Raw genomic sequence first — 12,361 nt, 5'->3', positions numbered from 1 at the left:
AGTACGCGAGCTACCGGTCCTGGCAACCGCAGGGGTTGAACTGCACGCGCTTTGAAAGCGCACAGCGACCGCTATTTTCTCCTATTTAACGGCACGTACTTCAAATTCTCGGGGCCGGTGTAATTCGCACTCGGACGAATGATCTTGTTGTCGATGCGTTGCTCGATGATGTGCGCGCTCCAGCCCGCCGTGCGGGCGATCACGAAGAGCGGCGTGAACATCGCCGTCGGCACGCCCATCATGTGATACGAGACCGCGCTGAACCAGTCGAGGTTCGGGAACATCTTCTTCGCTTCCCACATCACCGCTTCCAGACGCTCGGCGATGTTGAACAGCTTGGTATTGCCCGCTTCCTTCGAGAGCTTCTTCGCGACGTCCTTGATGACCTTGTTGCGCGGATCGGAGATCGTGTACACCGGGTGGCCGAAACCGATCACCACTTCCCTGTTTTCGACGCGCTTACGGATATCGGCTTCGGCTTCATCCGGCGTCTGATAGCGCGACTGGATTTCGAACGCGACTTCGTTGGCGCCGCCGTGCTTCGGGCCGCGCAGTGCGCCGATTGCGCCCGTAATCGCCGAGTAAATGTCCGATCCCGTGCCCGCGATCACGCGGCCGGTGAAGGTCGATGCGTTGAATTCATGCTCGGCGTACAGGTTCAGCGACACATGCATCGCGTCGACCCATTCCTTCGACGGCTCTACACCGTGCAGCAGATGCAGGAAATGGCCGCCGATCGAATCGTCGTCGGTTTCGACTTCGATGCGCTTGCCGTTGTGCGAGTAGTGGTACCAGTACAGCAGCATCGAACCGAGCGAGGCCATCAGCTTGTCGGCGATGTCGCGTGCGCCCGGCAGGTTGTGGTCGTCTTTCTCAGGCAATACCGTGCCGAGGACCGATACGCCGGTGCGCATCACGTCCATCGGGTGAGCGGCGGCCGGAATCCATTCGAGCGCGGCTTTCACGTTCGCGGGCAAACCGCGCAGCGCCTTGAGCCGGGTCTTGTAGGCGGTCAGTTCGGCTTGCGTCGGCAGTTTTTCATGCACGAGCAGATACGCGATTTCTTCGAATTCGCACGCACTGGCGATATCGAGAATGTCGTAGCCGCGGTAGTGCAGGTCGTTGCCGGTCTTGCCGACCGTGCAGAGCGCGGTGTTGCCGGCCGTCACGCCGGACAGCGCCACGGACTTCTTCGGTTTGAAGGCGCTTTTAGATTCGTTTTCGCCTTGTGCACCGGCGGTTTGCGTCGTCTCGCTCATCTCCCGCAATCTCCTTTGTGCCTGCTCGTTGCTTCTCGTCGAACCGTGGCTTGAAACGCGCATTCTGCGCCCGCCTGACGCTGCCGCTGCCCCGATTCCATTGCAAGGCGGCGCGCCTGAGGGCCGTCCAGCGCGACCGCGCCGGCTGCTGCATTGACCATCGTGCTCATGATGCGGCTTGCCCGTTAGCGCCCACTTTCGTGAAGAGCGGCGCGGCGTCTTGCGGGACGGCGCGACCCGTGGATTGCGCGCGACGCAGCACTGACCAGTAATAGCGATAGCTTGCCCGGTCGTGCAGCGTGTTGTGATAACGCGTGGGTCCCCATTGCGCAGACTGCGCGGCCAGCAGAATTTCGGTGGCGGTGACGATTTCTTCGTCGCGCGGTGCAAATGCAGCGACGATCGCTTCGATCTGCGCCGGATGGATGCTCCACATGCGCGTGTAGCCGAACTCGTTGCGGGCGCGGGCGGCGTCGTTTGCCACCACGCTCATGTCGCGCACTTCGGTGCTGACGTTATGCGACGGCACCTTGCCATACGCATGGCAGGCTGCCGAAATCTCAAGTTTCGCGCGCCGCACCAGCGGATGATCGAACTGGCCGGGCGAACGCATGGCGGTGTCGGGAATCGCGCCATCGTGCGCGGATACGAAGTCCATCAGGCCAAAGCTCAGCGCCTCGACGCCGGGGAGCGCGGCCAGATCGAACACACGCGTCAACGCGCCATGCGTTTCGACCAGCAGTTGCACCGGCACCGGCTGCGCAATGCCGAGCTCACGCCGCGTCGCTTCGATGAACGCGGCCATTTCGGCGGCATCGGGGACGTTGCGGATTTTCGGCAGGGTGATGAAAGCGGGCGTCCGCTTTGCCGCGCGCAGAATGAGACGGACGTCGTCGCGCCAGTGCGGATGATTGAAGTCATGAATCCGCACGCCGACGCGGCCGAAGCAATCATGCTCGCTGCCCAGCAGCGACGCGACCAGTTCCGCGTGTTCGGCTTCGCGGCCGACCTGCGCGCCGTCTTCACAATCGAGCGTGATATCGAACACTGCGCCGAGTTGCTGCTGCAACGCGAGCGATTTCAGCATCAGCTTCTCGCTGCCGGCGTAGTGATCGCAGGCAGGCAGCACAGCGGGCGGCACTTCGCCGTCAAACAGCACTTCGGCGGGTGTGAGGGCGCGCATCTTCGGCGTCAGGATTCTGTTGGTCGGGTGAGTAAATCGGATTCGGACGCGTTCTGCTCGGCGATCAGCAAGCCATGACGCAAAGCGCGTTCGAATCGGAGGCGAATACTGGCACGACAAATTGCGACGTGAACCGCAACTTCATGGGACGTACCTGCATTCGCACGTAAAAAACCGGAACCCGCCGCGATAAAGCTTTGGAGTTCCGGTTTCGTCTGCATCAGGTGTTTAACCGAGCAGGTGTTGAACGCCTTCGCGCTCTTCGAGCAACTCGTTCAGCGTGCCGTCCATCTTTTCGCGAGAGAACGCGTCGATTGCCAGGCCTTCCACACGCTTGTACTCGCCGTTTTCGCACGTAACCGGCACACCGTAGACGATGTCTTCCGGAATGCCGTACGAACCGTCCGACGGGATACCCATCGTCACCCACTTGCCGTTCGTGCCGAGCACCCAGTCACGCACGTGGTCGATCGCAGCGTTAGCTGCCGAAGCCGCCGACGACGAGCCACGCGCTTCGATGATCGCCGCGCCGCGCTTGCCGACGGTCGGGATGAACGTGTTGCGGTTCCATTCTTCGTCGTTGATCAGCTTGGTCAGATCTTGACCATCAGCCGTTGCAACGCGGAAATCCGGGTACATGGTCGGCGAGTGGTTGCCCCACACTGCCAGTTTTTCAATCGAAGCGACCGGCTTGCCCGACTTGGCAGCCAGTTGCGACAGCGCGCGGTTGTGGTCCAGACGCAGCATGGCGGTGAAGTTCTTCTTCGGCAGATCCGGCGCCGACTTCATCGCGATGTAGGCATTCGTGTTGGCCGGGTTGCCGACCACCAGCACCTTCACGTCGCGGCTGGCGACTTCGTTCAGCGCCTTGCCCTGAACCGTGAAGATTTCGGCGTTTGCCGACAGCAGGTCTTTACGCTCCATGCCTTTCGAACGCGGACGTGCGCCGACCAGCAGGGCAACGTCGGCATCCTTGAATGCGACCTTCGGATCGTCAGTGATCACGACACCCGACAGCAGCGGGAATGCGCAATCATCCAGTTCCATCACGACGCCTTTGACGGCGCCTTGCGCTTGCGGCAGGTCGAGCAGTTGCAGGACCACCGGCTGATCCTTGCCGAGCAGGTCGCCATTGGCGATGCGGAACAGCAGGGAGTAAGCGATTTGACCTGCGGCGCCGGTGACGGCAACGCGCTTTGCGGGCTTAGCCATTGAGAAATCTCCAGGACGATGCGTTAGACGCTAGGGAAAACGCCATTCTATATGCGCGTTCAGCGAAGCGTTGTGAAACACGGCGGAATTCACTGTTCGCGTACGGCCTCGGAATGTGCCGAGGCTGTGCGGCGCGCTGCGGCAAGACCGCCATGCCGGAAACCTGTACTGCTGCGTGCCCCCAACTTGACGCTTCGCGCCAAGCCCCCCGAGGGGGCAAGAAAACGTGGGGCGGCCCTGCGTTTTCTTGAGAGGGCGGGAGTGGGACATGTTGCGCCGGGTAGCCGCTGCACGGTGCGGGCTCCTGCAAACAGCGCGTTTCGGCAAGCGTCTGGCCAACGAATGGCGGCGAATCGAAACCTGGATTGCGTGGGAACTGCATGGCGCAGAGTGGCTGCCGGTGCGCTACGGCGCTGCATTGCATCGTGCAAAACAGCCGCCAAAAAGCCCGCAAACCCTTGCTCGACAAGGAGTGTAGGAGTCGTCAGACACAAAGTCAACATTATCTTATGTCTTATATAAGACATATCTGTTGCGGGGAAAACCCTAGACGCGGCCGGTCCCTTTATGATGAAATGCGCGGATGACTTCCAACCAGGCGAACACCGCGAATCCGAACGGCCATGGGGCCACGGGCGAGGGTGTATCCGCTGCCCCGCCCGCTACGTCGCCCACTTTCAGCCCCTTGTATCAGCAGATCAAGGGCTTGATTACGCAGAGCCTCGAAAGCGGCGAATGGAGGCCGGGCGAGATCATTCCTAGTGAAGTCGAATTGGCGGCCAGATACAAGGTCAGCCAGGGGACGGTGCGCAAAGCGATCGACGAGCTTGCGGCCGACAACCTGCTGGTGCGCCGCCAGGGCAAGGGCACTTTCGTTGCAACGCACAATGAAGACCGCGCCCAGTTTCGCTTCCTCAGATTGCTGGCCGATGATGGCGCGGAACATCCGCATGTCAGCCACCTGCTTGAATGCCGGCGCTTGCGTGCATCGGCGGACATCGCCCGGCAACTCGATCTCAAGGCCGCCGATCCGGTAGTGCTGATCAAGCGCTTGCTGCAGTTCGACGGCGAAGTCACCGTACTCGACGAAATCTGGTTGCCCGGCGCGGTGTTCCGCGGGCTCACGCTCGAGCGGCTGTCGGAGTATAAAGGTCCCCTTTACGCAATGTTCGAGACTGAATTCGGCACGCGCATGATCCGCGCGACGGAGAAGATCCGCGCGGTTGCAGCTGAGCCAACGGTCGCCGATCTGCTGCATGTGCCGGCGGGTTTTCCGCTGCTTTCGGTCGAGCGCGTGTCCTATACATATGGGGACCGGCCGGTCGAGGTGCGCCGTGGTTGGTATGTCACGACCGGGTATTACTATCAGAACGATCTGAGCTGAATCGGGCTGAACGAAGGCGCGGCGTCCCACACGCGCGCCTGTTTGAAGGCGCCTTTATCGCGCGTGCTGTAACGGACCTGTAGTGGTTTTCGCTGCAGCGCGATATAAAAAGGCGCTAAAATTGCGGATTAGTGTGACTACATAGTAGGGGTCTAGCATGGCTGAAGCCGTAAAAAAACCGAGGCCGGAATTCCGGAACATCGGTATCGGACAGATATTGACGGCGTATCGTCTCCCTCTAGCGGGGCGTGTGTCGATCTTACATCGCGTAAGCGGTTTGCTGCTTTTTGTATTTCTTCCGTTCCTGCTGTACCTCTTCGATCAGAGCCTGACTTCCGAACTCAGTTTCGAAGTGTTCAAGGGCTTCCTCTCCAACATCATCGTCAAGCTCATCACGCTCGTTCTCGCGTGGGCCTTCCTGTTTCACTTCTGCGCCGGCATCCGTCACCTGGTGATGGACACGCACCGCGCGGTCAGCAAGGAAGGTGGCAAGCAAACCTCCATCGTGGTTCTCGTCGTGTCGTCGCTGCTCACCATCGCATTCGCGGCAAAACTGTTCGGAGCATTCTAAAAAATGGCAGCTAATAACCGAATCGGTCCGAAGCGTCTTGTTGTCGGCGCGCATTACGGTCTGCGCGACTGGCTCGCGCAGCGCATCACCGCCTGCATCATGGCGGTCTACACGGTCATCCTGCTCGCCTGGTTCTTCGGCGCGCGCGATTTCTCGTATGACGGTTGGGCGTCGATCTTCGCGACGCAATGGATGAAGCTCGCCACGTTTGTCACGCTGCTGTCGCTGTTCTATCACGCGTGGGTTGGTATCCGCGACATCTGGATGGACTATGTGAAGCCCGTTGGCACGCGCCTGTTTCTTCAAGCGCTGACGATCGTCTGGCTGCTCGCATGTGCGGGCTACGCTGCGCAGATTCTCTGGAGAGTGTAAAAGAATGGCTGCAATCAAGAATTCTCTGCCGCGTCGCAAATTCGACGTGGTCATCGTCGGCGCAGGCGGCTCGGGGATGCGCGCTTCGCTGCAACTCGCGCGTGCCGGCCTGTCGGTTTGCGTGCTGTCCAAGGTGTTCCCGACGCGTTCGCACACGGTCGCTGCCCAAGGCGGCATCGGCGCTTCGCTCGGCAACATGAGCGAAGACAATTGGCACTATCACTTCTACGACACGATCAAGGGTTCCGACTGGCTCGGCGACCAGGATGCGATCGAGTTCATGTGCCGTGAAGCACCGAACGCTGTCTACGAACTGGAACACATGGGTATGCCGTTCGACCGCAATGCGGACGGCACGATTTACCAACGCCCGTTCGGCGGCCATACCGCGAACTACGGCGAAAAGCCGGTGCAACGCGCCTGCGCGGCGGCTGACCGTACCGGTCACGCGCTGCTGCACACGCTGTACCAGCAGAACGTTGCGGCCAAGACGCAGTTCTTCGTCGAATGGATGGCGCTGGATCTGATCCGCGACGCTGAGGGCGACGTGCTCGGCGTGACCGCGCTGGAAATGGAAACCGGCGACGTCTACATCCTCGAAGGCAAGACCACGCTGTTCGCTACGGGCGGTGCGGGCCGGATCTTCGCGGCCTCCACGAATGCGTTCATCAACACCGGTGACGGCCTCGGCATGGCTGCGCGTTCGGGCATCGCGCTGCAAGACATGGAATTCTGGCAATTCCACCCCACCGGCGTGGCCGGCGCGGGCGTGCTGATTACCGAAGGCGTGCGTGGCGAAGGCGGCATTCTGCGTAATTCGGACGGCGAGCGTTTCATGGAACGCTACGCACCGACGCTGAAGGATCTGGCGCCGCGCGACTTCGTTTCGCGTTCGATGGATCAGGAAATCAAGGAAGGCCGTGGCGTGGGTCCGAACAAGGATCACGTGCTGCTCGACCTGTCGCACATCGGCGCCGAGACGATCATGAAGCGTCTGCCGTCGATCCGCGAAATCGCCATGAAGTTCGCGAATGTCGACTGTATCAAGGAACCGATCCCGGTCGTGCCGACCATCCACTATCAGATGGGTGGTATCCCGACGAGCATTAACGGCCAGGTCGTTGGCACGTCGAAGGGTCATGAAGAAGTCGTCAACGGTTTCTACGCAGTGGGCGAATGCTCGTGCGTGTCCGTGCACGGCGCGAACCGCCTGGGCACGAACTCGCTGCTCGACCTGGTGGTGTTCGGCCGCGCGGCCGGCAACCATATCGTCAAGCACGTGCGGGAAATCAAGGAGCACAAGCCGCTGCCGGCCGACGCTGCTGACTTCGCGCTGTCGCGTCTGGACAAGCTGGACAAGTCCTCGTCGGGCGAATACACGCAATCTGTCGCTAACGACATCCGCGCCACCATGCAGGCTCACGCAGGCGTGTTCCGTACGTCGGCGCTGCTGTCCGAAGGCGTCCAGAAGATTCGCGAAGTGGCTGAACGGGTCGACAACATCCATCTGAAGGATAAGTCGAAGGTGTTCAACACGGCGCGCATCGAAGCGCTGGAAGTGGCGAACCTGATCGAAGTGGCGCGCGCCACGATGGTCTCCGCCGAAGCGCGCAAGGAAAGCCGCGGCGCGCACGCACAGAACGACTTCGAACTTCGCGACGACGAAAACTGGCTGCGCCATACGCTGTGGTTCAGCGAAGGTGACCGCCTCGACTACAAGCCGGTTCACATGCAGCCGCTGACCGTCGAATCGGTGCCGCCGAAAGCGCGTACCTTCTAAGGCACAAGTCAAAGGAATTCAGAAATGGCTAAGCGTACATTTGAAATTTACCGCTACGATCCGGATAAGGACGCAGCGCCGCGCATGCAAACGTACGAGATCGAAATCGACTCGCACGAACGCATGCTGCTCGACGCGCTGCTGAAGCTGAAAGCGGTCGACGAAACCTTGTCGTTCCGCCGTTCGTGCCGCGAAGGCGTGTGTGGTTCGGACGCGATGAACATCAACGGCAAGAACGGTCTGGCCTGCTTGCAGAACATGAACGACCTGCCGCAGAAGATCGTGCTGCGTCCGCTGCCGGGCCTGCCCGTCGTGCGCGACCTGATCTGCGACTTCACGCAGTTCTTCAACCAGTATCACTCGATCAAGCCTTACCTGATCAACGATACGCCGCCGCCGGAAAAGGAACGTCTGCAGTCGCCGGAAGAACGCGACGAGCTCGACGGCCTGTACGAATGTATTCTGTGCGCCAGCTGCTCGACCTCGTGCCCGAGCTTCTGGTGGAATCCGGACAAGTTCGTTGGCCCGGCCGGCCTGTTGCAAGCCTATCGTTTCATCGCAGATAGCCGCGACGAAGCGACCGGCGAACGCCTCGACAACCTGGAAGATCCGTACCGTCTGTTCCGTTGCCATACGATCATGAATTGCGTCGACGTCTGCCCGAAGGGCCTGAACCCGACCAAGGCGATCGGCAAGATCAAGGAATTGATGGTTCGCCGCGCTGTCTGAGATGCAAGAATCTTCGCATCAGTCCGACCCTCTTCGCCGCGCGCGCCTTCGCTGGCGCGCGCGGCGCGGCTTGCTGGAAAACGATCTGATCTTTGATCGTTTTTTCAGCCGATATGAGCATGACCTCAGCGATGCGGACGTGGGCGCGCTCACGCGCCTGCTCGAACTGAGCGATAACGACCTGATGGACTTGCTGCTCGCGCGCAAGGAACCGGAAGGCGACCTTGCCGACCCGGATGTGATCCGGGTGCTGGAGTTGCTGCGCAACGCTTAAGCGCTGCTCGCTTGTCCGTTGTTCCAGGCGTGCAAATATCGAAACCCTGTTTCCATACTTCGATTGAGGATGTGCTATGACCCCGTCAGATGTTAAAGCCACGCTATCGTTCAGCGACAATTCGCCGAGCGTTGAAATGCCGATTTACAAGGGCACACTCGGCCCAGACGTGATCGACATCCGCAAACTGTACGGCCAGACCGGCAAGTTCACGTACGACCCGGGCTTCATGTCGACGGCGGCCTGCAATTCGGCGATCACCTACATCGACGGCGACAAGGGCGAGCTGCTGTACCGCGGCTACCCGATCGACAAGCTCGCGGAAAACGCCGACTTCCTCGAAACCTGCTATTTGCTGCTGAAGGGCGAACTGCCGAACGCGCAGCAGAAAGAAGAGTTCGTGAACACCGTCACGAAGCACACGATGGTGCACGAGCAGATGCACTTCTTCTTCCGCGGTTTCCGCCGCGACGCGCACCCGATGGCGATTCTGGTCGCGGCAGTCGGCGCGCTGTCGGCCTTCTATCACGACTCGCTCGACATCAACAATCCGCGTCACCGTGAAGTGTCGGCTATTCGCATGATCGCGAAGCTGCCCACGCTGGTCGCCATGGCGTACAAGTACAGCATCGGCCAGCCGTTTGCGTACCCGAAGAACGACCTGTCGTACAGCGCGAACTTCATGCACATGATGTTCTCGAACCCGTGCGAAGAGTACAAAGTCAACGACGTGCTGGTGCGCGCTCTGGACCGCATCCTGATCCTGCACGCCGACCACGAACAGAATGCTTCGACCTCGACCGTCCGTCTGGCCGGTTCGTCGGGCGCGAATCCGTTCGCGTGTATCGCAGCGGGTATCGCCTGTCTGTGGGGCCCGGCGCACGGTGGTGCGAACGAAGCCGCGCTGAACATGCTGGAAGAAATCGGCTCGGTCGACAACATTCCTGAGTTCATCAAGCAGGTGAAGGACAAGAACTCGGGCGTGAAGCTGATGGGCTTCGGTCACCGCGTCTACAAGAACTACGATCCGCGTGCCAAGCTGATGCGTGAAACCTGCCACGAAGTGCTCGAAGAGCTGGGTCTGCATGACGACCCGCTGTTCAAGCTGGCCATGGCTCTGGAAAAGATCGCTCTGGAAGACGAATACTTCGTGTCGCGTAAGCTGTACCCGAACGTCGACTTCTACTCGGGTATCGTGCAGCGCGCGCTCGGTATTCCGACGTCGATGTTCACGTGTATCTTCGCGATGGCACGTACGGTCGGCTGGATTGCACAGTGGAACGAAATGATCGCCGATCCGGAACAGAAGATTGGTCGTCCGCGTCAGCTGTTCATCGGCGATACGCCGCGTGAAGCGAAGCCGATCGCGCAACGCTAAGCCAGGGGTTCATCGGCGCGGTGCAGAGGCCTGTCGGGCTGTGAACTGCGCTGAGTCGATGAGCCAGGCAGATTAAAAACGCCCCAACGGGTTAACCGTTGGGGCGTTTGTTTTGATAGGTCCGATTGCCGCATGCAACGTTTTAGTGCTTGTCGCAGAGGGATAATGAGGATGGCGTGGTTCGTGTTTGTCCTTCGCGCCATCGCACCTGCGAGGTCGGATCAAATGGCGAAGAAATTCCCTCTGCATCCCAGGCACCCGGAACGAAACTGCTGGGGATGTGACAAGTATTGCGCGGCGGATTCGATGAACTGTGGCAACGGTAACGACCGGACCCAGCATCCGGTCGAGCTTATCGGCAAAGACTGGCTCGAATGGGAGCAAAGCGTTGCTGCGGAACTCACGCACGCCACGCAACCCCTTGCCGGGTAACACCCATACAGGTATCGCCACTACCACCCAACTCCCTGTTTTTTATCGGTTTTCTCCTTGATTCATGAGCCCAGGGCGGGGTTCTGCGTGGCATAATCGATCGACACAGTCAGCCCGCAGTCATTACTACCTCGCATACCATGGCACAGACTCTCTACGACAAATTGTGGAACACGCACGTGATCCACACGGAAGAAGACGGTACGACGATCCTCTATATCGACCGTCACCTGCTGCACGAAGTCACCAGCCCTCAGGCGTTCGAAGGCCTGAAGCTGGCTCAGCGTCCGGTGTGGCGTATCAGCGCGAATCTGGCGGTGTCGGACCACAACGTCCCCACCACGGATCGCAGCCACGGCATCGCCGATCCGGTCTCGAAGCTGCAAGTCGATACGCTTGATTCGAACTGCGACGCCTTCGGCATCACGCAGTTCAAGATGAACGATCTGCGGCAGGGCATCGTGCACATCATCGGGCCGGAGCAGGGCGCCACGCTGCCGGGCATGACGATTGTCTGCGGCGACTCGCACACGTCCACGCATGGTGCCTTCGGCGCGCTGGCGCACGGCATCGGTACGTCGGAAGTCGAACACGTGCTGGCCACGCAAACGCTCTTGCAGAAGAAGAGCAAGAATATGCTGGTGAAGGTCGAAGGCCCGCTGCCGCGCGGCTGTACCGCGAAAGACATCGTGCTCGCGATCATCGGCAAGATCGGCACGGCAGGCGGCACCGGCTACGCGATCGAATTCGGCGGGTCGACGATTCGCGCGCTGTCCATGGAAGGCCGCATGACGGTCTGCAATATGGCGATCGAGGCAGGCGCACGCGCCGGCATGGTCGCGGTCGACGACACGACCATCGAATACCTGAAGGGCCGTCCGTTCTCGCCGGAAGGCGTCGAGTGGGATCACGCGGTCGAATACTGGAAGCAATTCAAGTCGGATGACGGTGCGCAATTCGATCGCGTGGTCGAACTGAACGCGGCTGAAATCGTGCCGCAAGTCACATGGGGCACGTCGCCTGAAATGGTCACCGCTGTGGACGGCCGCGTGCCGGACCCGGAGCGCGAAAAGGACCCGGTCAAGCGCGACGCGATGGAACGCGCGTTGAAGTACATGGCGCTCGAACCGAATGCGCCGATCGAATCGATCAAGCCGGATAAAATCTTCATCGGGTCGTGCACCAACGGGCGCATTGAAGACATTCGCGCCGCGGCATACGTTGTGAAGAAGCTGGGCCGCCGCGTCGCACCGAACATCCGTCTGGCGATGGTGGTGCCGGGTTCGGGTCTGGTGAAGGCGCAAGCGGAACGCGAGGGCCTCGACAAGGTCTTTACCGACGCCGGTTTCGAATGGCGTGAGCCCGGTTGCTCGATGTGTCTCGCGATGAACGCCGACCGGTTGGATCCGGGCGAGCGTTGCGCGTCCACGTCGAATCGCAATTTTGAAGGTCGTCAGGGCGCCGGTGGCCGTACCCACCTCGTGAGCCCCGCGATGGCTGCGGCAGCGGCTATCGAAGGGCATTTCGTCGATATTCGCAAGCTTGGATAATTCGCATGATGAAGAACGTGAATCGCACCACTCTATTGCGCCGCTTCGCACTCGGTACTCTGGCCGGGCTATTGCTCGGCCTGGCCGGCTGCAACACGGTGCACGGATTCGGGCAGGACATGTCGCACCTCGGCAATTCGATCAGCAACCACGCTGACAAATAAGCGGTTTTTGATTTTTGCCGGCGATGCGGCGGGTGACCTTCCGGCCGCCACGCGCATCGCCCGGTCTTGAAAC

At 60.4% G+C, this 12,361-nt stretch carries 13 protein-coding genes; 10 read left to right on the top strand and 3 right to left on the bottom strand.

Going from position 1 to position 12,361, the window contains the following annotated elements; all coding sequences use genetic code 11:
• Positions 1-71: 71 nt before the first annotated feature.
• From prpC to ACAX43_RS00470, 3 genes are all read right to left on the bottom strand, one after another.
• The gene (prpC, locus tag ACAX43_RS00480; protein WP_370706468.1) at positions 72-1,259 is read right to left on the bottom strand and encodes a 2-methylcitrate synthase; all 1,188 of its coding nucleotides are present in this window, start codon (positions 1,257-1,259) and stop codon (positions 72-74) included.
• 166 nt (positions 1,260-1,425) lie between these two features.
• The gene (locus tag ACAX43_RS00475; RefSeq protein ID WP_370706467.1) at positions 1,426-2,442 is read right to left on the bottom strand and encodes a CoA ester lyase; all 1,017 of its coding nucleotides are present in this window, start codon (positions 2,440-2,442) and stop codon (positions 1,426-1,428) included.
• A gap of 228 nt (positions 2,443-2,670) precedes the next feature.
• A complete protein-coding gene (locus ACAX43_RS00470) occupies positions 2,671-3,654 on the bottom strand; it encodes a malate dehydrogenase (RefSeq protein WP_370706466.1) in 984 nt (327 codons plus the stop codon).
• A gap of 583 nt (positions 3,655-4,237) precedes the next feature.
• On the opposite strand from ACAX43_RS00470, the gene ACAX43_RS00465 reads away from it, so the two are divergent.
• The 10 genes from ACAX43_RS00465 to ACAX43_RS00420 all read left to right on the top strand — a co-directional run bounded on the left by ACAX43_RS00465 (position 4,238) and on the right by ACAX43_RS00420 (position 12,288).
• The gene (locus ACAX43_RS00465; RefSeq protein WP_370706465.1) at positions 4,238-5,038 is read left to right on the top strand and encodes a GntR family transcriptional regulator; all 801 of its coding nucleotides are present in this window, start codon (positions 4,238-4,240) and stop codon (positions 5,036-5,038) included.
• Positions 5,039-5,195: 157 nt separating this feature from the next.
• Entirely contained in the window at positions 5,196-5,609 is a 414-nt protein-coding gene (gene sdhC, locus ACAX43_RS00460; RefSeq protein ID WP_370706464.1) for a succinate dehydrogenase, cytochrome b556 subunit, read from the top strand.
• A gap of 3 nt (positions 5,610-5,612) precedes the next feature.
• Entirely contained in the window at positions 5,613-5,981 is a 369-nt protein-coding gene (gene sdhD, locus ACAX43_RS00455) for a succinate dehydrogenase, hydrophobic membrane anchor protein (protein ID WP_054034791.1), read from the top strand.
• Between the two features lie 4 nt (positions 5,982-5,985).
• Positions 5,986-7,761, top strand: a complete 1,776-nt coding sequence (sdhA, locus tag ACAX43_RS00450; protein WP_370706463.1) for a succinate dehydrogenase flavoprotein subunit — start codon at positions 5,986-5,988, stop codon at positions 7,759-7,761.
• A gap of 24 nt (positions 7,762-7,785) precedes the next feature.
• Positions 7,786-8,490 carry a succinate dehydrogenase iron-sulfur subunit gene (locus ACAX43_RS00445; RefSeq protein ID WP_007178777.1) on the top strand — a complete coding sequence of 235 codons (705 nt, stop codon included), beginning with the start codon at positions 7,786-7,788 and terminating at the stop codon, positions 8,488-8,490.
• Between the two features lies 1 nt (position 8,491).
• Complete coding sequence (locus ACAX43_RS00440; protein ID WP_370706462.1) at positions 8,492-8,764, top strand: succinate dehydrogenase assembly factor 2; 273 nt, start codon at positions 8,492-8,494, stop codon at positions 8,762-8,764.
• Between the two features lie 76 nt (positions 8,765-8,840).
• Positions 8,841-10,142 (top strand): citrate synthase, encoded by a 1,302-nt coding sequence (gltA, locus tag ACAX43_RS00435; RefSeq protein ID WP_370706461.1) that lies wholly within the window; start codon positions 8,841-8,843, stop codon positions 10,140-10,142.
• A 225-nt stretch (positions 10,143-10,367) separates the two neighbouring features.
• Positions 10,368-10,574, top strand: a complete 207-nt coding sequence (locus ACAX43_RS00430; protein WP_370706460.1) for a DUF3079 domain-containing protein — start codon at positions 10,368-10,370, stop codon at positions 10,572-10,574.
• A gap of 140 nt (positions 10,575-10,714) precedes the next feature.
• Complete coding sequence (leuC, locus tag ACAX43_RS00425; RefSeq protein WP_370706459.1) at positions 10,715-12,124, top strand: 3-isopropylmalate dehydratase large subunit; 1,410 nt, start codon at positions 10,715-10,717, stop codon at positions 12,122-12,124.
• A 5-nt stretch (positions 12,125-12,129) separates the two neighbouring features.
• Positions 12,130-12,288: an entericidin A/B family lipoprotein gene (locus ACAX43_RS00420; RefSeq protein ID WP_370706458.1), complete on the top strand. Its 159-nt coding sequence runs from the start codon at positions 12,130-12,132 to the stop codon at positions 12,286-12,288.
• Positions 12,289-12,361 lie beyond the last annotated feature (73 nt).

Origin of the sequence: Paraburkholderia sp. IW21, from assembly GCF_041321145.1 — a bacterium.
Taxonomy (GTDB): Bacteria; Pseudomonadota; Gammaproteobacteria; order Burkholderiales; family Burkholderiaceae; genus Paraburkholderia.
Note: the sequence above shows the minus strand (reverse complement) of the source record. Positions and strands in the feature narration are given on the sequence as shown.

Bases quoted from the DNA above. Each gene is read 5' to 3' on its own strand.
- gltA (WP_370706461.1), top strand. From the start codon at position 8,841: ATGACCCCGTCAGATGTTAAAGCCACGCTATCGTTCAGCGACAATTCG.
- ACAX43_RS00420 (WP_370706458.1), top strand. From the start codon at position 12,130: ATGATGAAGAACGTGAATCGCACCACTCTATTGCGCCGCTTCGCACTC.
- ACAX43_RS00465 (WP_370706465.1), top strand. From the start codon at position 4,238: ATGACTTCCAACCAGGCGAACACCGCGAATCCGAACGGCCATGGGGCC.
- ACAX43_RS00470 (WP_370706466.1), bottom strand. From the start codon at position 3,654: ATGGCTAAGCCCGCAAAGCGCGTTGCCGTCACCGGCGCCGCAGGTCAA.
- leuC (WP_370706459.1), top strand. From the start codon at position 10,715: ATGGCACAGACTCTCTACGACAAATTGTGGAACACGCACGTGATCCAC.
- sdhD (WP_054034791.1), top strand. From the start codon at position 5,613: ATGGCAGCTAATAACCGAATCGGTCCGAAGCGTCTTGTTGTCGGCGCG.
- sdhC (WP_370706464.1), top strand. From the start codon at position 5,196: ATGGCTGAAGCCGTAAAAAAACCGAGGCCGGAATTCCGGAACATCGGT.
- ACAX43_RS00430 (WP_370706460.1), top strand. From the start codon at position 10,368: ATGGCGAAGAAATTCCCTCTGCATCCCAGGCACCCGGAACGAAACTGC.
- ACAX43_RS00445 (WP_007178777.1), top strand. From the start codon at position 7,786: ATGGCTAAGCGTACATTTGAAATTTACCGCTACGATCCGGATAAGGAC.
- sdhA (WP_370706463.1), top strand. From the start codon at position 5,986: ATGGCTGCAATCAAGAATTCTCTGCCGCGTCGCAAATTCGACGTGGTC.
- ACAX43_RS00440 (WP_370706462.1), top strand. From the start codon at position 8,492: ATGCAAGAATCTTCGCATCAGTCCGACCCTCTTCGCCGCGCGCGCCTT.
- prpC (WP_370706468.1), bottom strand. From the start codon at position 1,259: ATGAGCGAGACGACGCAAACCGCCGGTGCACAAGGCGAAAACGAATCT.
- ACAX43_RS00475 (WP_370706467.1), bottom strand. From the start codon at position 2,442: ATGCGCGCCCTCACACCCGCCGAAGTGCTGTTTGACGGCGAAGTGCCG.